This is a genomic window from Chryseobacterium sp. JM1, from assembly GCF_000737715.1.
Classification (GTDB): domain Bacteria; phylum Bacteroidota; class Bacteroidia; order Flavobacteriales; family Weeksellaceae; genus Chryseobacterium.
The window spans coordinates 444,130-465,004 of the sequence record NZ_JPRN01000002.1 but is presented as its reverse complement, the minus strand read 5'-3'; the positions used below and the strand labels follow the sequence as shown (position 1 = coordinate 465,004).

Below are 20,875 nucleotides of genomic sequence, written 5' to 3'. Positions count from 1 at the left end.
AAAAGAGAAATTGAAAAAGCAGGATTGTCGAAAAGACAAGATTTTTAATTAAAATTTCCTCACCAATTTTGTTATCCAATAGCTATGCATTTTACTTTGCCATTTCCTTTAATCTATTGGCTGTTTCCGGTTTAATTTCCCCTAAATATTTTAGCTGTGATGCATCTTTATTGGTGAGAAGACTATAGAAAATGCATGCATTGAAAAATGAACCCGTTTTATTGGGATGAATATCATCCTCTAACAGCTCAATATCTGGATATCTTGTCATGACTTCATAAAACTTTTCACCGTTTTTAGATTGAATTAAATCATTTTTGGAAGCCAGTAAACTGTGTCCCTCTGAAAGTAATTTCTGATGTTGCTCAAAATCTTTAATCAGTGGCGAGCAGGATGCCGGGGCAAGGGTTATTTTGGATGGATAGCAGTATTTTTGTGGGTAATTTTCCTTTCCTGCCCATGTTGTGAATAATATGAATTTACAGTCCGGATTAGAAACCAGTTTCTTTATTGCCTTTATGGAATAATCAATATCCAGATCTCTATCCTCAGGAATTAAAATACTTACTTGTCCGGTCTGCAAAATAATGACATCCCAATTTCTTTCGGCAATCATTTTCTCTGTCTCCGTAGTTTCGGATCCGGTCTTTTTTCGTGTATTTACCATGTTTTCAGTCCGGGCTACAATAATTTCATCAAGATGATCAGACAAAGACATACCAGGAAAAGTACTTTGATAGATTTTAAAATGTTGATCGGTTTCGTTCAACATGGTTTGAAGCATTTTCGGCATATCATGAAAATAGGTTAAACTATTTCCAATAAAAAGAACATTTACTTCTTTGTCATGTCTTATATTTTGAGATTTACAAAATGAAACACAAAATATAATGATTAATAGTAGCGTATTTTTCATGGAATTGTGAATTAGTGCTAAATGTAAATGTTTTTTTGATATAAACATCATAAAGGCAGAAATTCACTTTAGTAACCAATGAAAAGGTTATTTATTATTTTTCATCAAGATAAACCAGATATCCCTCAAAGTCATCGTCCAGGCTTTTCAAAACCTTGGCGTCATCCATTTTCCTGGCAAGGCTGTCGATGAAAAAATTCTTTTCAAAAAACTGGCGGTGAATTCCCGGCAGCAGTTCCATGAAATAATCCATGCCGATTTTGTTGTTGTGAAGATCCATTTTCGTTTCCAAAGGCTGATTAGGAAAGAGTTCTTCATGCATATCGGTTATTCTTTTGCAGAAACTCAGTGCTTTTTCCGGTGAAGACACCTTGCAGCAGTACATCATGATGAAACAGCACCAAAGCGCATGTCTGAAAGCATTTCCTATTCCGTTGTTAGATGCCGTTTTAGGAAACTTTTTCTGGGCAATGGCAAAAGCCTGTACCGTTGCATGAAAACTTAATAATGCAAAAAGAGGATGGGGAAGGAGAAGCGATAAAAGACGCATGATCTTTTTCAGGCTCATGCTTCGGATGGTATTAAAAAAAATCTTAAAAGTCCTCATAAATAAAAATCTCTCCCTAATTAGAGAGAGATTGTATAGTGTTTGTTACAGATCTTATGCTTTTGCAGCTAATAAATTAACTGTTTTAGCGACCGTATCTTTAATTTCAGTTCTTTTTACGATGAAATCTACAAATCCTTTTTCCTGTAGGAATTCAGAGGTCTGGAAACCTTCCGGAAGGTCTCTTCCGATCGTCTCACGGATTACTCTCGGACCTGCAAACCCGATCAGTGCTCCCGGCTCAGCCATGATAATATCTGCTGTCATAGCGAAAGAAGCCGTGATTCCTCCAAAAGTAGGGTCACAAAGGTAAGCGATGTATAAAAGTCCTGCTTCAGAAAGCTGAGCAAGCTTAGCCTGTACTTTGGCAAGCTGCATCAGAGAGTAAGTGGCTTCCTGCATTCTCGCTCCTCCGGACTGACAGATGATCATGTACGGAAGTTTGTTGGCGATACAGTAATCTACTGCTCTTCTGATTTTTTCACCCATTACAGAACCCAAAGATCCACCGATAAAGGCGAAATCCATACATGAAACCACCATTTCAGTTCCTTTTACGGTTCCTACTGCATTTCTGATAGAGTCTGTAAGTTTTGTTTTTGCTCTTACTTCTTTCAGACGGTCTTTATAAGGTTTTGTATCCTTGAAGTTTAAGATGTCAATACTTTCAACATTGGCATCCAGTTCAGTGAACTTACCTTCGTCAAAAAGGATCTCAAAAAATTCTGCACTTCCTATTCTTACGTGAAATCCGTCTTCAGGAGAAACGTAGCTGTTTCTTCTCAATTCATCATGCTCCACTATTTTTCCTGATGGAGTCTGATGCCAAAGGCCTTTGGGAACATCCTTTTTTTCATCAGTAGAGGTGGTAATGTTTTTTGCTTTTCTTTTAAACCAGTCGAATGCCATTTTGTTTGTATTAAAGTATCATGTAAAAAGTAAAATGTATAAAGACAAAAGCATTAAATCTACTTTGTACTTTATACATTCTGCTTTTTACAAAAAATTATTTTAAAGTATTTACGTTATTTAAGTCTTCAAACGCCTGAACCAGTCTTGTAGAGAAAGTTTCCTCACCTTTTCTTACCCAGACTCTTGGGTCGTAGAATTTCTTGTTAGGTTTTTCTTCTCCTTCCGGGTTTCCGATCTGAGCTCTTAAATAATCAATATTGTTAACCATATAATCTCTAACCCCTTCCGTGTAAGCGAACTGAAGGTCAGTGTCAATATTCATTTTGATTACTCCATAGTCGATAGCTTCTCTGATCTCTTCTAAAGTAGATCCTGAACCTCCGTGGAATACAAAGTTAATCGGCTTGTCCGCTGTTCCGAATTTCTCCTGAACATATTTCTGAGAGTTGTCAAGGATTTTTGGGGTAAGAACCACGTTTCCTGGCTTGTAAACTCCGTGTACGTTACCGAAAGCAGCAGCAATGGTAAAGTTGTCAGAAATCGCTTTTAATTTTTCGTAAGTATACGCGATATCTTCCGGTTGAGTATATAGTTTAGAGTTGTCTACATCAGAATTGTCTACACCGTCTTCTTCTCCACCTGTAACACCGATCTCAACTTCTAAAGTCATCTGCATTTTAGCCATTCTTTCGAAATATTGAGCTGAAATTTCAAGATTTTCTTCCAGAGATTCTTCAGAAAGATCCAGCATGTGAGAAGAATAAAGAGATTTTCCTGTCTGCTTGTAATGCTCTTCACTTGCATCTAATAATCCGTCGATCCAAGGTAATAATTTCTTAGCACAGTGGTCTGTATGTAAAATCACAGTTGCTCCGTAAGCTTCTGCAAGAGTATGAATATGTTTTGCTCCGGCGATAGATCCTAAAATAGCTGCTTTCTGACCATCGTTGTTGAGTCCTTTTCCTGCGTTGAAAGCTGCTCCACCGTTTGAAAACTGGATAATTACAGGAGAGTTTAATTTCGCTGCGGTTTCCATAACAGCGTTTACATTGCTTGAACCAATTACGTTTACTGCAGGCAGTGCAAATTTGTTTTCTTTAGCGTACTGAAAAATATCAGTAACTAATTGACCTGTGGCAACTCCTGCCGGAAAAATTCTGCTCATGTTTTACTTTTTATTTTAAATTATTAGGCGTTTTTAAAATTCCTGTAAAGGTAATCATTTTTGAGGAATTACTAATTTCTTTTGTCCCTGCCCCAAAGCAGCTTCTGACGGATTGTTTCGTAGAAACTCAAATGGTTGGGCTGCACCAGAAGGATCTGGAAATCTGCCTTTTTGATGATAATTTCTTTATCGGTTTCTATATGTATCAGTCTTGAGTCCAGCGAAAGAGAATACTGCGGCACTCTGCTTTCCACTCTAAACTTAATTTCCACCCTGTCATTCACCACCAAAGGTCTTACATTCAGATTGTGGGGAGCGATGGGAGTAATGACAAAATTTTCGTTGTTCGGAGAAATGATCGGTCCGCCACAGCTTAATGAATAAGCCGTAGATCCTGTAGGCGTGGAAACGATAACCCCGTCACCCCAGAAAACATTCAAAAATTCATCGTTAATATAAGAATCTACCGTAATCATAGAGGTGGTTTCCTTTCTGGAAACGGTAACATCATTCAATGCATACGGGAAAAAATCGTCAGATCTTGGAGAAACCACTTCAATTACAGCACGGCGGCTGGTTTTCACATCACCTTTTAAGATGGCATCAAGTTCTTTGAATGCTTCTTCTTTGGTAAAACTCGCCAGAAAACCTAATCTACCGGTATTGACACCCACGATCGGGATCTCCAGGTCTTCAATAAAAGTCAGGGAATTCACGATGGTTCCGTCTCCTCCGAAAGTAAAGAAAAGGTCTACCTCCTTATCCAGAAGGTCCTGTTTGTTGTTGAATGTTTCAAATATCTTTGAGAACTGAAGTGCTTCAGCCATTTCATCGTACAGAACAGATTTTACGCCTCTGGTTTCAAGTTCTGAAATAAACTTGCTTAAATATAAAAAAGTATCGAGGTCTTTTTTCTGAGAATATATGGCTGCCTTCATGTTATATTTCTATGAATTTTTGGAAAAATCCGAACCGGTCTTTAAACAGATCAGATTTTTCGTCAGAATAATATTTTTCAACAATTCTGTAATCGTACCTGTCAAAAGTAGCGTCTATAGAGGAGAGATTTTCATTGCTGATCTTTATCGTCACATGAATCACTTCATCGGACATAAAGGTGATAAATCCACCATAAAACTTCGAGTTATTGCTTTCCACAATGTTGGCGATCTCTGTCATCGAATATTTTCTGGCCGGCGTTTCTATCGTAAGGATAGCTCCAGTCTCTGAAAACAGGGGATAGCGGGAAAGATTCTGAAAAATATCTTCGCAGGTGATGTACCCGAGATACTTTTCATTCTTATTAATCACCGGGATCACGTTGGCACTGAAAGTATAGAACAGACGGATGCTGTCCATAATATTATTGTCCTCCAGAATGGCAAAACGCTCAATCTGGTGTTCAAGATCTTTCAGGGTTCCTTCACCTTCATATAGAAAGTCTTCTGCGATAGCTCCGTAGAAGTGATGAGATTTTTTGATGAAAATGTGGGAATATCCGAAATCCTCTAATGTGTTCCTCGCTGATTCTATTGAGTCAGTCAGGCTAAAACACGGAAAGTCTTTTGAGATATAATCCTTGATAAACATTGTGCTAATTTATAAAAAATTAAATGAAACTTTTTCTCAAAATACCACTTTTTTTCAGGAAAAAAGAAAAAAGTGATGTCAAAATTTGTTTGTAAAGAAAAAAAAGGTACCTTTGTCGCCTTTCATTTTTACTTTTTATTAGATTTATTTCAAACTGCACTGTCTTTTAAGGACATATGCAGTTTTTTTATTTTAGGGCTTTTGCAAATTCCCACATCACAATTCCACCGCATACACTTACATTCAGAGAGTGTTTGGTTCCCAGCTGAGGAATTTCCAGAAATGTGTCAATATTCGGGAGCGCTTCATCGCTTATTCCTTCCACTTCATTTCCTAAAATCAAAGCATATTTCTTTGATTTGTCTATGCTGAAATTCGTAATCATCACGCTATCTGTCGTTTGCTCGATTCCAATAATCTCATAGCCACGGCTTTTATAATCACTAATGGCTGTATTAATATCACTTTCATGACCCCAGTCTACACTTTCTGTAGCTCCGAGTGCAGCCTTATGGATCTCACGGTGAGGCGGTTGTGGCGTAATACCGCAAAGAATAATTTTTTCGATCAGAAAAGCATCCGCCGTTCTGAATGATGCCCCTACATTGTGCATGCTTCTGAGATTGTCTAAAATAATGACCAATGGAATCTTCTCGACCTTCTTAAATGTTTCTACATCTATTCTGTTCAGTTCTTCCAGTTTTAGTTTCTGTACCAATTGTTTTATTTTGTTGAGATTAATTTTCCGTCTCTGTAGACCTCCGTCTTTTCAACGCTTCCGTCTTCACGGTAGTGAACCCTGTTGCCATTCCATTTATCGTTGGCGAATTCTGTTTCGCGCTGCACCTTTCCTGATGGATAGAGTGCTTTCCACTTTCCGACAGCCAGTCCGTTGTCATATTGCCCGATCTGTTTTACAGATTTTCCGTCTTCATGAAACAGTTTGGTTTCCCCATGCAGTTTGCCCATTCTGTAGTTGGAAATTTCGGTTATTTTTCCTGCAGGAGAGTAAAAAGTAGCCAGTGAGCTGTCGTCATATACATTTTTCTCTCCATTTCTGAAGATTTCTTTGGAGGTCAGCACTCCATTTTTGTCATAATAAGACCATTCTTTTGCTTTATGACCTTTTTTATTTTCCCCTTTGGCCTGTATCTTTCCGTTATCATAATAATAGACTGCTTCTCCTTCTATTTTCCCCTTTTTCCATTCAACGACCTGTTTTACCTGTCCGTTTTCGTAGAAATCTTTGCAGGATCCTTCCTGAAGTCCGTCTTTAAATCCGCATGGCTTTTGTGCTATTGCCCACGATGTTGCAGTCATTAATAGCAGAAAAAAGTATTTCATAGATTTTTTTATTTCAAAAATAGCAAAATACTTATATTTGATTTAAAATATTAACATGAAAAAAATATCCGCTTTACTGCTGTTGGTATTCGCTTTTCTATCGGTACAGGCACAGAATACCTATTATCCGCAGGCTTTTTTCGATAAAAAGATGGCCAGAGAGATGCTAAGCTTCGGAAATTCAACCATTGAAGGAGTGGCTTCCACAAAACAGAAAAATAACTGGGGGATCAAACCTCTGCTCGGTGGAAAACATTATGCACCCAAAGGGACTGTGGTGATGCTTTTTCCTGTAACACCTTACTTCGATGAGTTTTACAGCATGAGAAGAAAGTATGAAAACAAAAAGACCACCGTATATATGTCCGAAGATGCTTTTAAATATAAACTGGAAGCTCTGACAGATGATTACGGAAGATTTAAGTTTGAAAAATTAAAACCCGGAAAATACTATCTGGAAACCATCGTGAACTTTACGGCTACAGGCAGCTATCAGCAGCAGACCGGAAGAACAGATTCTTACAACGCATACGGAGGATATCTGTATTCTTCACCGATATACCAAACATTTTTCTACGGCTATTCTGCAGCCAACAGAGAAAGCAAATTTGTTGAAATAAAAGAAGACGGAGAACTCAAAGAAATCAACCTTTAAGGTTGATTTTTTACTTTTTCAGCCCCATGATCTGGTGAACGCTCTTCTCGATATTCTGGGCCAATGCCTCCATCGGAATATCATTTTCATCATTATTGAAAGGATCCTCAATTTCTTCTGCGATCAGTTCCAGACTCATTAAAACATAATATACAAAAACCGTCAGTGGAATCATCAGCAGTCCAATTGTGATGACATAGGCCACTGGCAGAGCTAATACATATAAGATGATGAATTTCTTGACAAATGAAGAATATGAGTAGGGAATTGGGGTGTTTTTAATTCTTTCACAGCCACCGCAAACATCCAGGAATCCTGAAAGCTGGGTGTCGAGATACAGCATTTCAATATCCGAGATTTTCCCTTCTTTTTTCAGCAGGTTCAGTTTATGGGTCAAAAGAATGATAATTTCGCTGGGACCGTGATGCTTCAGGGATTTTTCAATTTCGGAATAATCTTCATCCAAAGCCAGCCTTGTAGACTCCTTAGACAAATGTTTGGCGAGGAAATGCGGAAAATATTTTAAATATCTTGAGATCTGCTCTGCATCCTGACGGTCATTCTCTAAAATAGCATTGATCTTCACTGCAAAATTTCTTGTGTCATTTACCAGTTTTCCCCAAAGCTTTCTGCCTTCCCACCATCGGTCGTAAGCGGTATTTGTTCTGAAAACCAATAACAAAGAGAGCACAAAGCCCAATAAAGAATGAATCATTCCTACATTGCTCACCCCTGATTTTGTGGTCAGATGCAGATATTCCACTTCCAGATACTGAATGCCCCACGAATACAGTCCCACAAGGATCATCGTTGGAAAAAGGATCTTCATGGTATCGCTTTTATGCATGCTGAAAAGGATTTTCAGGAAATGCTTGGTGTTGTAGGCTCTCATAAATTCACTTAGTCTTACAAATATAATTTTTTCATTTCAGCTCTGCTTTATCGGAACCCTTAAAATAAGTTTAAAAAAGTCAAAGATGTGAGTGGGCTTATGGCAAGATAGAAAGCGATTAAACAGTTAAGCTTCTTAAAAATCATGGATTTTTTAATCTTACGTGTACTTCTTATCCTCAATATTTTAAACTTAAAAATAACTCAAGTGTTTAAAATCTTTTGTCACTTTTGTGGTTTATGATTTTTTAACCACGGATTGCACAGATTTTCACAGATGATAACGTATATTTTTTTTGAAACATTAAGATCAGTGAAGGAAGTAAGAAGAGTTAAGAGAAAATCTAAAGATTTTTAAGCTGCAATCGCTTAAAGCGAAGGTCTCTTAATAATCTTAAAAACTTAATTCCACTTAATGGTTCAACAATAAAAATCTCCGATTTTTTAAAACTTATGTGTTCTTTTTATGCTGAATATGTTAAACTTAAAATTAACTCAAGTGTTTAAAACTTTTGTCACTTTTGTGGTTAATGTTTTTTTTACCACTGATTTCACAGATTATACCGTATATTTTTAATGTTTCAAAGCATTTCCCCTTTGTGGTTTAAATAAGGTTTCCAAAGTGCCCATTACCATTTTTTAATTTTCACAGATTTCAAAAAAACACTATTTTTATTTCGCATTAAATAACAAAATAAGATGATCCTCGAAAACGTAGATGTAGTCCACGATATCAGTAAAGAAGATTTTCAGAAGAATTATTTCAAAAAGCATAAGCCGCTTTTGATTAAAAATTTTGCGGCCAGATGGGATGCCTTTGACCAATGGAATCTTGCTTATATCCGTGAAAAAGCAGGTGACCAGGACGTTCCGTTGTACGACAATAAACCGGCTGATGCTTCCAAAAGCTCAGATGCGCCGGTAACGAATATGAAGATGAAAGATTATATCAACAAAATTAAAAGCGGACCTTCAGATCTGCGGATCTTTTTCTATATCATCACAGACCGGCTTCCGGAATTACTGAAAAACTTCACCTATCCTGATCTGGGAATCAAATTTTTTAAACGACTGCCTACGCTTTTCTTCGGTGGAAGTGAAGCGCATGTTTTAATGCATTACGATGTGGATCTAGGGGATTTCCTGCATATTCATTTCGAAGGAAAAAAGAGAATCCTGTTATTTGACCAGAAACAATCTGCTTTCTTATATAAAGTACCACTTTCGGTTCATACTGTGTATGATATTGATTATGAAAACCCTGATTATGAAAAATTTCCGGCCTTGCAGTACGCCAAAGGGTATGAGATTTTCATGGAGCATGGCGATGCCCTCTTCATTCCGGGTGCATTCTGGCATTTCAACAGGTATCTAGAACCGGGGTTTTCAATGTCACTCAGAGCGCTCCCCAATAAACCGGGTGTTTTCGCTAATATGATGTATCATGTTTTTATAATGAGGTATACCGATAAGCTTTTGCGTAAGCTATTTAAGGCTAAATGGGTGAATTACAAGCAGAAGTGGGCGTATGAGAAAGGGACAGAGGCGTTTGAAAAGAAGAGTAAGTCCGGAAAGAGTTAAAAGGATGGAAGCTTGAAGAGGGAGGCTGGAAGTTACTGTTTCTCCTGATACTTCTTGTTGTGGTTGTAATTCAAGAGGATCAATATCGAAAAGATAAATGAACAAAAAATTAATTAAAAAATTCTTCAGTAGTTCTGTAGAACTTCAGAAACTTCCATCTTCTGACACCCATCTCCCATCTTATTCATTAATAAGTCCGAAAATCTTAGCATCCACAAATTTCCCTTTTTCAAAAAAGTAATCACGCAGAATTCCTTCATCTTTAAAATTTAAAGAATGTAAAAGTTTCTCGGAAGCAATATTCGCAGGGTCTGTAAAGGCATCGATACGATGAAGCCTCATGCTTTCGAATCCGTAGATAAGGATAGGAAGGATGGCTTCTTTCATATAAGACTTTTTCCAGTATTTAGGATTCAGCTCATAGCCGATCTCAGCACGGGAATGCTCGGGATACCAGTTGTGATAGCCGCATGTTCCAATCACTTTCTTTTCTGATTTCAATTCCAGGGCCCATCGGAAACCTTTCCCTTTCTCGAATTCATTATTAAAATAGGTGATGATATTTTGGGCATCCTCCAGGGTTTTGAAAGGGGCCAGATCATAATATTCCATCACTTCATCCAGGGAAAAATATTCGAAGAGGTCTTCTGCATCATGGGGAGCGAGCTGTCTTAAAAGGAGTCTTTCAGTTTCTAAAACCGGATAGATCATATCACTTATTTTATTTGAAAAATACGACAAATATTTTGTTCTGAAATACATAAGTAACTTGAGTTCGGGATAAAACATCGGATTTTTAGGTTCAGACTAAGGTTTAGAAATGTCAATGGTCAATTTTGCTTCGCAAGTCAATGGTGAAAAGCGTCCAACTCAAAGACCCGCGGGACAAAACTCATCACTCATCATTTATAACTCATCACTTTCCAAAACCCTCTCACTCTAAAACCCTCCGACTCTCCAACCTCTCGAAATCCGCATCCCGAAACCCAAAAACCCGCATCCCATAATCTCGAACCCCTCAATCTCAATTTTCTTAACCCGAACTCAGGTAATTTTAATTAAATTTGGGGCTCATTTTTTATTATGGCAAAAACGAAGAAGGAAACTCCGCTCATGACGCAGTACAATACCATTAAGGCAAAATACCCTGATGCACTGCTGCTGTTCAGAGTAGGAGACTTTTATGAAACTTTCGGGCAGGATGCTGTGAGAACCTCTCAGATCCTCGGAATTGTACTTACCAAAAGAGCGAATGGAGACGGTCATATAGAGCTGGCAGGATTTCCGCATCACTCGGTGGATTCCTATCTTCCGAAGCTGGTAAGAGCCGGAATGAGAGTCGCGATCTGCGATCAGCTGGAAGATCCGAAAACCGTCAAAGGAATTGTGAAAAGAGGCGTTACAGAACTTGTGACACCCGGAGTGACGTTCAATGATCAGGTTTTAAATTCAAAAAAGAACAACTTCCTGCTTTCCCTTCACAAAGAAAAAGAAAAGTACGGAATTGCCATGGTAGACGTTTCTACCGGGGAGTTTTTGGTGAGTGAAGGAAATTTAGAAAAGATTCTTCATATCGTCAATACTTTTGATCCGAGCGAGATTGTTTATCAGAGAAGTGTTCAATTGCCGGAACAGCTTAAAAATAAAAGTGCCTTTAAACTCGAAGACTGGGCTTTCCAGTACAATTTTGCCTACGAAAAACTGACTTCCCACTTTAAAACGAAGTCTTTAAAAGGGTTTGGGATTGAAAATCTTCCACTGGCCATTACGGCTGCAGGAGCTATTTTCGCGTACCTGGTTGAAGATACCCACCACAACCTGCTTGCCCATATTACCAAGCTTCAGATCATTCCACAGGAAGATTATCTGATGATGGACAATTTTACCTTAAGAAACCTTGAAATAGTATATCCGAGTAATCCACAGGGAAAATCACTGCTGGATATTATAGATAAAACATCTACTCCGATGGGAGGAAGATTGCTGAGAAGAAGGATTATTCTTCCGTTAAAATCGGTAGATGAGATCATGAGAAGGCTTTCTCTGATTGATTTCCTGAACGAAAAAGATCATCTGAAATACGAGATTTGTCAGCTGTTGAAATCCATTTCGGATCTTGACCGACTGATGGGAAAACTGGCTGCTGAAAAAATTTCCCCGAAAGAATTGGGTTACCTGCGTCAAAGCTTGATCAATATTCATCAGATAAAGGCTTTACTTCATCCGCATGCAGACGTTCTGGCCTGGCTGGAACCGCTGTTTGATATGGAAGAGCTGATCAAGTTTTTACAAAATCATCTGAATGAAGAGCTTCCTGTGAATATTTCAAAAGGAAATGTCATCAAAGGAAATGTATCTGAAGAATTGGACAGGTTGCGAAACCTTCAGAATAAAGGCCGCGGTTTCCTGGATGAAATGTGCCAGAGAGAAATTGAAAGAACAGGAATTTCAAGCCTTAAAATAGATTTTAATAATGTTTTCGGGTATTATATAGAAGTAAGAAATGCCCATAAAGATAAAGTTCCGGGAGATTGGCTGAGAAAGCAGACCCTTGTTAACGCAGAACGCTATATCACAGAAGAACTCAAAGAATATGAAAGCCAGATCTTGGGTGCCGAAGAAAAAATAGGCGTACTGGAAAATCAGCTTTATAGAAATGTATGCGCTGAAACCATGGTCTATATGGATCAGATTCAGGGAAATTCCAATAGTATTGCGCAGCTTGACGTCGCGGCAGGATTGTCGGAACTGGCTGTTTCTGAAAGTTATACGAAGCCTGTTCTTAATCAGGGTTATGCTATAGATTTAAAAGAAGCAAGGCACCCGATTATTGAAAACGCACTTCCTTTAGGAGAAAAATATATTCCGAATGACATCTTTTTAGATAAAGATTCCCAGCAGATCATTATGGTTACAGGTCCAAACATGGCCGGTAAATCAGCGATTCTGCGCCAGACTGCCATTGTGTGTCTTTTGGCACAAATTGGAAGTTTTGTTCCGGCAAAGCATGCTGAAATTGGTGTTTTAGATAAGATTTTCACAAGGGTAGGAGCTACCGATAATATTTCAGCGGGAGAATCTACTTTCATGGTGGAGATGAACGAAGCCGCAAATATTCTGAATAATATTTCAGAGCGAAGTCTGATTCTTTTAGATGAGATCGGACGAGGAACTTCTACCTATGACGGGGTTTCCATTGCATGGGCTATTGCAGAATACCTTCACCAGCATCCTACGCAGGCTAAAACGTTATTTGCAACGCATTATCATGAGCTGAATGAAATGACGGTGAATTTTGAAAGAGTGAAAAATTTCCACGTTTCCATTCAGGAAAACAAGGGGAATATCATCTTCCTAAGAAAGCTGGTTCCGGGAGGCAGTGAGCACAGTTTCGGTATTCATGTGGCTAAACTGGCGGGAATGCCGGCAAAGGTGGTCAACAGAGCCAATGAGATCCTGAAAACCCTTGAAGCAAGCCGTACGCAAACCACCAGCACTTCTGAAAGCATTAAAAGAGTCACAGAAGAAAATATGCAGCTTTCGTTCTTCCAGCTGGATGATCCGGTTCTGGAAAATATCCGCGAAGAACTGACAAAAATAGATATCAATACCCTGACACCTATAGAAGCTTTAATGAAGCTGAATTCGATAAAAAAAATGATTGGAGGATAGCTTTTAGCGAGGTTGGAGAGTCGTAGCGTTTTAAGGGTTGGAGAGTTTCGGGAAGTGATGAGTGATGAGTTTTAAGATGTGGGTTTCGCGTTTGAGAGTCGGAGAGTTTTAGAGTGAGAGGGTTTTGGAAAGTTATAAGTTATTAATTATGAGTGATGAGTTTTGGGATGCGGTTTTTGGGTTGTCTGAAATCTGATGTCTGATATCTCCTCCAAAAATTTATTATTGACTTGCAAAGCAAAATTGAGCATTGACGTTTCTCAATCTCAGCCTTAACTTAAATGTCTGAAATCTGATACTTTGTGTCTGATATCTCTCCCAAAATTCGCCTTTCACTTGCAAAGCAAAATTGACCATTGACATTTCTAAACCTTAGTCTCATCCTCAACCTAAAAATCAAATGTCTTAAACCGAGTTCACATTATTCTACATTGAAGTTGAAGGAAACAGGAAATGAAACTAAAGAATTCACCCGCATTCCTTTTCTTTGTGCAGGTTTCCAGCGGGTTTTTATTTTTCCCAGTGCGGTTTTCATCTCTGCTTTAAGATTATTGCTTGCCGTCTGAACAAAAATATCTGCTATCTTTCCTGTATCGTTAATGATGATATAAACGGTTCCCCAATGAATAAAATCTGTTAGATTATAAGGGTCCACTGTTTCATAAATCTTTTGTTTTAGGGCTTTTATACCACCCGGAAATTCTGCCGTCTGATCGGGTTGAAAAACGACTTTTTCTAAATTCATTTTCCCGACAAGATCCTTTGGCGCATCATCTATGGATACTCCTTCATAGGGATCCGGAAGTTTCCTGTCTATAGGATAGCTGGGAGCGGGAGGAAGATCTGAAATACTGTCCGTACTTGTCTTCTGGCTTTTTATAAAAATATGAAAGCAGGCAAAAAGTAAAATAAAAGGTTTATTCATTTTTTAATTTGATGTAAAATAAAGAAAAAATGTTATTAAAAAGGATACGGGTTTCGAGAGGTTGGAGAGTTTTGGGAGTGATGAGTTTTAAGATGAGGGTTTCGCGTTTGAGAGTCGGAGGGTTTTAGGGTTTGAGAGTTTCGGGAAGTGATGAGTTATAAATGATGAGTTATGAGTTATGTAACGCGGGTTTGTAAGTTGAAAGCTTTTCACCATTCACTTGCGAAGCAAAATTCACCATTGACCATTCCCAAACTCAGCTTAAAATAATGCATAAAAAAATGACTGAAATCGATTCCAGTCATTGATTGTTAGTATGATGATTAACAGCAGTATCCGTCTTTGCCTCTCGGGCCGATAATCATGAAATGGCTGGGTACCCCTCTTAGTTTACACGGGCCATCAGCACATGAAGCGCCTCCGTTGATTTCCTTCAGCTCCTTTTTCGTGAGCCTTCTGCTTTGAATGTTTGAGCTTTTCATACATTTTGGTTTAATGGTGATCACTATTTAGCAGCACGGTCCGTCCTGGATTCCGTATACTCCGTATTGTTCTTCACCCGTTGCAGGATCAAAGCAGCTAACGACCAGTGGACAAATCGGTCTTGCTCCGCCGCTAATTTTCTTAAGCTCTTTTTTGGTCAGCTTTTTAGGCTGAAAACTTGATTTTTTCATAATAATTTTGTTTTGATTGTACGCTAATTTACATTTAATTTCTTTTAATTCAATGGATTGTGATTAAAAAAATTTGTTAAAATTATCATTGGAAAACCAATAAATGGGGTCTTTACAGTATTCTCAGCTCTATTTAAATACTGAATTTTAATTGCAGATAATATGTAAAAAAGTATTTAACTATTTCTCCAGCTTTTTATCCAACCACTAAGCATTTAAAGATCATCCCGGATTTAAATGATAATTAATGACTATTTTTGAATATGAAGAATTTATTAGCGCTATTAACTGTACTTCTGTGTGTTACGGCTTTTAATGCCCAGCAGACAGAAGTTTCGTCCATGAAATATGAAGACCTTGAAAAACGCATTCAGAAGGAGAATGATAAGCTTTTGGTGGTCAATTTCTGGGCCACGACCTGTGCTCCCTGCGTGAAAGAACTGCCTGATTTTATGGAAATCAACCATAAACTGAAGGATAATCCGAAGTTTAAAATGATCCTGGTTTCACTGGACAGATTGGTGGATAAGGAAAGAGTGATTAAGTTTATCAAAAATAAAAACCTTACGGCCGAAGTGATCCTGCTGGACGATATCAAAAGAATGAATACCTGGATTCCAAGGTTTGAAAAGAACTGGGATGGGAATATTCCCGTAACCATTTTTTATAAAAACGGTCAAAAAGTACACTTCAACGATGGAGAAATGAGTAAGGAAGATCTCGAAAAAACAATTAACGATAACTTACAATAAAATAAATATGAAAAACCTGAAAATTTTAATGGCGGCATTCATTGCCGGGCTTGGATTGCTAAGCTTTACAGATGCAGATCATGAAAAAGAAGGCGCTCAAAAAGTAAATGCTTCTGTATCTGCAAAAGGGTATGAAGTAGGAGATGCAGCGGCCGATTTTAAGTTGAAAAACATCGACGGGAAAATGGTTTCTTTAAGCGATTTTAAAAGTGCAAAAGGATTTATAGTTGTTTTCACCTGCAACCACTGTCCGTATGCTAAAAAATATGAGGACAGAATTGTAGAGCTGGATAAGAAATTCAAAAATCAGGGGTATCCGGTTGTAGCCGTTAATCCCAATGATCCGAATGTACAGCCCGAAGACGGCTACAAACAGATGATTGACAGAGCCAAGGAAAAGGGCTTTACATTCCCTTATTTAGTGGATGAAGGGCAAAAGGTGTATCCGTTGTACGGAGCCACAAAAACACCCCACGTATTCGTACTGAAGAAAGAGAACGGAAAGAATATCGTGAAATATATCGGTGCTATCGACAACAACTACGAAAACCCTAATGATGTATCGGAATATTATGTGCAGGATGCTGTCAATGCCCTGATCAAGGGAGAGCCTGTAAAAATGGATAAAACAGTAGCCATCGGATGTACAATCAAAGTAAAGAAATAATATATTTGCTTTAGCAGTTTACAAGAAGATCGGTGTTCTCTTGAATACCGATTTTTTATGGCTTAAAAACCTAATTTTGCTGTTCAATTCAGTAGGAGCGGGCTTTAACCCGCTTAAACAAAAATTAATCATATAAAGGCTTTAGCCAAAACTTAAAACAAAGTATGGAATTTAAATTCAGTCTGAAATATTTTCTTCTTACCATTTTCATCTTCCTTACAGAAGTCCTGATCGCCACAAAACTGGCAGATATCTTCTTTGTTAGAGCCTATCTCGGAGATGTTATTGTCGTGATGCTTCTCTACACTTTCGTAAAGAGTTTCGTTAAAATAAACAATGAAAAACTGATTCTCGGGATTTTTGTTTTTTCATGTCTTGTAGAGTTCGCCCAATACTTCACGGTGGCAGAAAAGCTGGGCTTCCGTCCTGGAGACCTGATGTATACCGTTATTGGAAATTCTTTCTCATGGATTGATATTCTGTGTTATGCTGCCGGATGTGTTTTGCTGTATCTTTTTGTAAAATTAAATCCAAAAAAGGAAGAAGAACTGAGCCTATAAACACTGTTTTTTTCCGCTATTAAAGAAGGAAAATTAAAGACTGTCGCATTCTGGCCCTTACTTTTGTACCGTTTTCCTCAGCAGGAATCCATTTCTCACCATCTTAAGCACTTTAATAGACTCATTTCTTATCATTCATGTTCGTTGGAAGCTTTTGGGTTGTCTGAAATCTGACATCTCCCCAAAAAGCTCACCATTCACTTGCGAAGCAAAATTGACCATTGACACTTCTGAACCTCAACCTAGAAATCTCCTATCTTCCAAAACTGTCATATTTATCTTCCGCATACTTGATGAAACGGTTAAGTAACGCTACGTTGTCCTTTTCCATTGGAGAAAGTTCTTTATCTACATTATTGGAAACAGGAATGTACCAATCTGTCTGTTCAAAGAAATACCTGTAGGTCTCCTTTTTGAAAGAATAGCCGTGTCTCGCAAAAACAGAGTTTTTAATGATCTCAAGATCGAGTTTTCTTAAGTTTTTAAGTTCCTTCTCCGTCAGTTTCTGTTTGGAAGCATTCAGTTTAAAAATAGCTTCAGAAGCCATTCTGTTTTTGGAAGTCTTATAACTTTCTGTTTTTCCGGTTTCTTCATCGGTATATTTTTCTACAAAATCCTTAGGATTGGACCAGTCTACCAGATCAGAATCCTGATCCAGCATAAAGTTCGGATTGTAGACAAATTCTTTTTTGGAAAGTTTAATGGTTTTTAAAGGCGATTTTACAGCTGTTTTATTGAAAGCATTCCATTTTCCGGTGATGCTGTCGCCGCTCAATTTTATTTCAAATCTGCCATCGGTTTTATCGTTTCCGGGTTCGTCCAGGACAAAAGATTTCATACTTTCATTAAAAATACCTCTGAAAGGACGTTGGTTTCCATTGACAATACTTTGTCCGTACACACTGTCTTTAGTGATCCTATTGATCTTAAGAGAAATTTTCTTATTCACAAAATCTTCATACTGTTCGCCGTCTTCAGAAGAAATCATTTCTTTTCCGGCAAAATCTCCGGTATAAATTCCGTAGTATTCTTTATAGATTTCAGGAACCACAGCGGAATCCTTTTTAGCGATCACAGAATCTTTTCCTGTTTCGGTTGTTTTTCCGTCTTTCTTACAGCTCAGCAGAGAAACTGCCAGCAAAGAAACAAGGGTGTAATTTAAGATTTTCATATATGTTTTTTTGTTATTAGGTATTCAATTAAAAGGATATTGGGAATCCAGCCCAGCCATGCGATAATCTGATAAACATCCATCGGATTTGGGTGGAATAAATATACAATAATTACTTTCCAGATCCGTAACGTAAGAGCAGATAAACTGAGGGCAAAACTTCGCCACATCCACTGCTTGTGTTCTTTAAACTTTTTTTGTCTGGCGGACTGATAGGCTTTGTACGTAGAAAACCACCAAAGGCTTCCTAAAATAACGAAAGAGATTTTGGAAAGGTAGCCTCCGTTGGCAAAAAATCCCATGTAGATTCCAGAAGGTGCAGCCAGAATCAGGATTAAAAAAATGTAGACTTTTCCAATATTCCTGTGAAAATTTTTGATCCCGAAATCCTTTCTGAGAATAGCCAAGAATCCGGAAAACAGCACAAAAATACTGGTATACACGTGGGTATAGAAAAATGAAAGATATTCCGGTCTGTCCTGAACTTCCGTCTGTTTGATCATCAGAAAGCTTACATTCGGATTGAAGGGAATGTATTCCAGCGTAATTTTAAGCATCAGCCAAAAGAAATATCCAAACCCTACAATCAAAAGGGTTTTTAAGATAGAAGGGATATATTTTTTGACTATAAGCATTTTAATTATTCATTGTTAAGGTAAAAGGAACCTTATAATAAGAACGGACCAGAACCCCTTTATGTTCTGCCGGTTTCCATCTGGTTCTCAAAGATTTTATAGCTCTCTCTACTTCTGTATTAAAATCGACATCGTCTCCGATTACCACAATGCCTTCTATTCTTCCCTTGATATTAATTATAAATTTTGCTTGCGAAAATAAGATTCCCTTTTTTCCTTCTATTCCTTTTATTTTGTTTATTTTTAGTTTCTTGGCGATATCTTTTCGAAGTTCCATCATCCCTCCGGGATATTCAGCACCTTTAGATTTCTCTGAAACATCTTGTAAAGGAGGAGTTTTCAAAGTGTCCAGTGTTTGCGTATAGGCGGTTATTGAACTTAAAAATAAGATAAACAATACTATTTTTTTCATTCCTATAGATTTCGGATTCTAAGCATTTTTATTATTCAAAAGTAACAGCAAAGGGAATAGTATACTTTGCCACCACAGGAGTTCCTTGCTGTGTTGAAGGTTTCCATTTTGGTTTTATAGATCGTATGGCTCTTTCCACTTCTTTGTTAAAATCTTCGTTTTCTCCGTTTACGACAAGGTTTTCTATTTCACCCTTAAGGTTGATTGAAAATGCTGCTTTAGACTCTATTCTTCCCTTTGCCCCTTTTATTCGGTCTATTCTTATTTTTTGACCAACTGTTTTTCTAAATTCTCCGAACCCTCCAGGGTATTCTGCAGGTTTACCTGTCTGTTCTGTCTGAGAGGATTTCACGGTTTCCTGTGTCTGTGAAAATGCAGTCACTGATAAGAAAATCAGAGCTAATACTGTTATTTTTTTCATATCTCTAAATGATTTAAATGTTGTGAAATAAGCCATCCTTCACTCCAGCACGCCTGGAAATTAAAACCTCCCGTCACCGCATCGATGTTCAGAACTTCACCGGCAATATGAAAATTGTGAAGAAGTTTTGAAGTCATGTTTTTGAAGTTAATTTCTTTTAAATCAACACCTCCGGCGGTCACGAACTCATCTTTAAAAGTAGATTTCCCTGTAACTTTCAGCTTTTTTCTGCAAAGGTTTTCAAGAATCTGCTGCATTTCTTTTGCTGAGATATTGGAGACCTGTTTATTTAGATCAACTTTTGAAACGTCCAGTACTTTTTGCCAGAACCTGTTGGTGACCTCAAAGATCTTCGCCTGTCCAATGGTCTTTTTCGGATTGGACTGTTTAAAATTCAGGAAACTTTCTTCCGCTTCATCCATCGATTTTGAAATAAAATTCACTTCGATCTCAAAATGATACTTTGCTTTCGCAAGACTTATGGCTTCCCACGCTGAAATTTTCAGGACAGCAGGTCCGGAAAGCCCCCAATGGGTAATCAATAATGGTCCGCTTTCTTCTGTTTTTAATGCTGGAATCGAAATCTCCGCATTTTCAAAACTCGTTCCCGGAATATCCTGTAGCAATTCATCTTTAATATTGAATGTAAAAAGGGAAGGAACAAGATCCACGATCTTATGACCCAGATTTTCAATGATCTTCAATGATTTTGGAGAACTTCCGGTGGTATAAACGACATAATCCGCCTGAAAATCTCCCAAACTGGTCTTGACAAGATATTGTTCGCCCTGTTTTTCAATTTCCTTAACGGAACATTTTGTTTTAACCTCAACCTTTTTATTCTGAATTTCAGTCAGGAAAGTATTGATAATGGTCTGCGAAGAATTGCTTTCCGGAAACACGCGGTTGTCATTCTCTATTTTCAAAGGAACGCTGCGCTGGTCAAACCAATCCATGGTGTCCCCCGGCTGAAACTTAGTGAAAACACTTAACAATTCTTTATTACCCCGCGGATAAAACTGAACCAGTTCCCGGGGATCAAAACAGGCATGGGTGACGTTGCAACGCCCGCCGCCTGATATTTTTACCTTCTGAAGTACATCCGAGTTCTGTTCCAGGATGGTAATGCTGTATTTTTTTTCGTCAAGATTCGATGCACAGAAAAAGCCTGCTGCACCGCCTCCGATAATGATGATCTGTTTCATGTATAGGTGTAATCTTATGCTGAAGATTATATTTTTCAAAAGTACAATTTTTATAAACCATCTTATTTGAGTAATTTTGAAGAATATAATTTTTGAACTTTAAAGTTTAGATTATTAACC

At 37.9% G+C, this 20,875-nt stretch carries 24 protein-coding genes; 6 read left to right on the top strand and 18 right to left on the bottom strand.

Annotated features, from left to right (window positions below; translation table 11 throughout):
• Positions 1 to 91: 91 nt before the first annotated feature.
• The 8 genes from IW22_RS04290 to IW22_RS04255 form a co-directional block, all read right to left on the bottom strand.
• Entirely contained in the window at positions 92 to 916 is an 825-nt protein-coding gene (locus IW22_RS04290; protein WP_034724380.1) for a DUF4886 domain-containing protein, read from the bottom strand.
• Positions 917 to 1,010: 94 nt separating this feature from the next.
• Positions 1,011 to 1,523 carry a DUF6973 domain-containing protein gene (locus IW22_RS04285; protein WP_034724379.1) on the bottom strand — a complete coding sequence of 171 codons (513 nt, stop codon included), beginning with the start codon at positions 1,521 to 1,523 and terminating at the stop codon, positions 1,011 to 1,013.
• Between the two features lie 54 nt (positions 1,524 to 1,577).
• Positions 1,578 to 2,432 carry an acetyl-CoA carboxylase, carboxyltransferase subunit beta gene (accD, locus tag IW22_RS04280; protein ID WP_034724377.1) on the bottom strand — a complete coding sequence of 285 codons (855 nt, stop codon included), beginning with the start codon at positions 2,430 to 2,432 and terminating at the stop codon, positions 1,578 to 1,580.
• Between the two features lie 97 nt (positions 2,433 to 2,529).
• Positions 2,530 to 3,600: a class II fructose-bisphosphate aldolase gene (fbaA, locus tag IW22_RS04275; protein WP_034724375.1), complete on the bottom strand. Its 1,071-nt coding sequence runs from the start codon at positions 3,598 to 3,600 to the stop codon at positions 2,530 to 2,532.
• Between the two features lie 71 nt (positions 3,601 to 3,671).
• Complete coding sequence (locus tag IW22_RS04270) at positions 3,672 to 4,538, bottom strand: NAD kinase (protein WP_034724372.1); 867 nt, start codon at positions 4,536 to 4,538, stop codon at positions 3,672 to 3,674.
• A gap of 1 nt (position 4,539) precedes the next feature.
• Positions 4,540 to 5,190, bottom strand: coding sequence for a CBS domain-containing protein (locus IW22_RS04265; protein ID WP_034724370.1), 651 nt, complete (start codon positions 5,188 to 5,190; stop codon positions 4,540 to 4,542).
• Positions 5,191 to 5,377: 187 nt separating this feature from the next.
• Positions 5,378 to 5,908, bottom strand: a complete 531-nt coding sequence (locus tag IW22_RS04260; RefSeq protein ID WP_034724368.1) for an RNA methyltransferase — start codon at positions 5,906 to 5,908, stop codon at positions 5,378 to 5,380.
• 5 nt (positions 5,909 to 5,913) lie between these two features.
• Positions 5,914 to 6,534, bottom strand: coding sequence for a toxin-antitoxin system YwqK family antitoxin (locus IW22_RS04255; protein ID WP_051891039.1), 621 nt, complete (start codon positions 6,532 to 6,534; stop codon positions 5,914 to 5,916).
• Positions 6,535 to 6,589: 55 nt separating this feature from the next.
• Between IW22_RS04255 and IW22_RS04250 the strand changes: the two genes are divergently transcribed.
• Entirely contained in the window at positions 6,590 to 7,189 is a 600-nt protein-coding gene (locus IW22_RS04250; protein WP_034724365.1) for a hypothetical protein, read from the top strand.
• A 10-nt stretch (positions 7,190 to 7,199) separates the two neighbouring features.
• Here IW22_RS04250 and IW22_RS04245 read toward each other — a convergent pair whose 3' ends face one another.
• On the bottom strand, positions 7,200 to 8,081 hold the full coding sequence (locus tag IW22_RS04245) for a bestrophin family protein (RefSeq protein WP_034724364.1): 882 nt from the start codon (positions 8,079 to 8,081) through the stop codon (positions 7,200 to 7,202).
• A 698-nt stretch (positions 8,082 to 8,779) separates the two neighbouring features.
• On the opposite strand from IW22_RS04245, the gene IW22_RS04240 reads away from it, so the two are divergent.
• On the top strand, positions 8,780 to 9,661 hold the full coding sequence (locus IW22_RS04240) for a cupin-like domain-containing protein (protein WP_034724362.1): 882 nt from the start codon (positions 8,780 to 8,782) through the stop codon (positions 9,659 to 9,661).
• Positions 9,662 to 9,841: 180 nt separating this feature from the next.
• Here the strand turns inward: IW22_RS04240 and IW22_RS04235 are convergent, their stop codons facing one another.
• A complete protein-coding gene (locus IW22_RS04235; protein WP_034724360.1) occupies positions 9,842 to 10,372 on the bottom strand; it encodes a GNAT family N-acetyltransferase in 531 nt (176 codons plus the stop codon).
• Between the two features lie 372 nt (positions 10,373 to 10,744).
• Here IW22_RS04235 and mutS point away from each other — a divergent pair, with 372 nt between their 5' ends.
• On the top strand, positions 10,745 to 13,333 hold the full coding sequence (gene mutS, locus IW22_RS04230) for a DNA mismatch repair protein MutS (RefSeq protein WP_034724358.1): 2,589 nt from the start codon (positions 10,745 to 10,747) through the stop codon (positions 13,331 to 13,333).
• Positions 13,334 to 13,754: 421 nt separating this feature from the next.
• Here the strand turns inward: mutS and IW22_RS04225 are convergent, their stop codons facing one another.
• The 3 genes from IW22_RS04225 to IW22_RS24130 form a co-directional block, all read right to left on the bottom strand.
• Positions 13,755 to 14,258: a hypothetical protein gene (locus tag IW22_RS04225; RefSeq protein WP_034724357.1), complete on the bottom strand. Its 504-nt coding sequence runs from the start codon at positions 14,256 to 14,258 to the stop codon at positions 13,755 to 13,757.
• 323 nt (positions 14,259 to 14,581) lie between these two features.
• On the bottom strand, positions 14,582 to 14,740 hold the full coding sequence (locus IW22_RS24135; protein WP_117616560.1) for a bacteriocin: 159 nt from the start codon (positions 14,738 to 14,740) through the stop codon (positions 14,582 to 14,584).
• A gap of 27 nt (positions 14,741 to 14,767) precedes the next feature.
• Positions 14,768 to 14,932, bottom strand: coding sequence for a bacteriocin (locus IW22_RS24130; RefSeq protein ID WP_117616559.1), 165 nt, complete (start codon positions 14,930 to 14,932; stop codon positions 14,768 to 14,770).
• 263 nt (positions 14,933 to 15,195) lie between these two features.
• Between IW22_RS24130 and IW22_RS04220 the strand changes: the two genes are divergently transcribed.
• The 3 genes from IW22_RS04220 (at position 15,196) to IW22_RS04210 (ending at position 16,911) form a co-directional block, all read left to right on the top strand.
• On the top strand, positions 15,196 to 15,684 hold the full coding sequence (locus IW22_RS04220; protein ID WP_034724356.1) for a TlpA family protein disulfide reductase: 489 nt from the start codon (positions 15,196 to 15,198) through the stop codon (positions 15,682 to 15,684).
• Positions 15,685 to 15,691: 7 nt separating this feature from the next.
• Positions 15,692 to 16,351, top strand: coding sequence for a thioredoxin family protein (locus IW22_RS04215; protein ID WP_034724354.1), 660 nt, complete (start codon positions 15,692 to 15,694; stop codon positions 16,349 to 16,351).
• A gap of 164 nt (positions 16,352 to 16,515) precedes the next feature.
• Complete coding sequence (locus IW22_RS04210; RefSeq protein WP_034724353.1) at positions 16,516 to 16,911, top strand: DUF2809 domain-containing protein; 396 nt, start codon at positions 16,516 to 16,518, stop codon at positions 16,909 to 16,911.
• A 253-nt stretch (positions 16,912 to 17,164) separates the two neighbouring features.
• Here IW22_RS04210 and IW22_RS04205 read toward each other — a convergent pair whose 3' ends face one another.
• From IW22_RS04205 to IW22_RS04185, 5 genes are read right to left on the bottom strand one after another with little or no spacing between them, the layout of a single operon-like run.
• The gene (locus IW22_RS04205; protein WP_034724352.1) at positions 17,165 to 18,082 is read right to left on the bottom strand and encodes a YARHG domain-containing protein; all 918 of its coding nucleotides are present in this window, start codon (positions 18,080 to 18,082) and stop codon (positions 17,165 to 17,167) included.
• A complete protein-coding gene (locus tag IW22_RS04200) occupies positions 18,079 to 18,717 on the bottom strand; it encodes a DUF2306 domain-containing protein (RefSeq protein WP_034724351.1) in 639 nt (212 codons plus the stop codon). The genes IW22_RS04205 and IW22_RS04200 overlap by 4 nt, the downstream gene beginning before the upstream one ends.
• A 1-nt stretch (position 18,718) precedes the next feature.
• On the bottom strand, positions 18,719 to 19,129 hold the full coding sequence (locus IW22_RS04195; protein ID WP_034724350.1) for an energy transducer TonB: 411 nt from the start codon (positions 19,127 to 19,129) through the stop codon (positions 18,719 to 18,721).
• Between the two features lie 31 nt (positions 19,130 to 19,160).
• A complete protein-coding gene (locus IW22_RS04190) occupies positions 19,161 to 19,550 on the bottom strand; it encodes an energy transducer TonB (RefSeq protein ID WP_034724349.1) in 390 nt (129 codons plus the stop codon).
• Entirely contained in the window at positions 19,547 to 20,755 is a 1,209-nt protein-coding gene (locus IW22_RS04185; protein WP_034724347.1) for an NAD(P)/FAD-dependent oxidoreductase, read from the bottom strand. Before IW22_RS04185 ends, IW22_RS04190 begins: the two co-directional genes overlap by 4 nt.
• Positions 20,756 to 20,875: the final 120 nt, after the last annotated feature.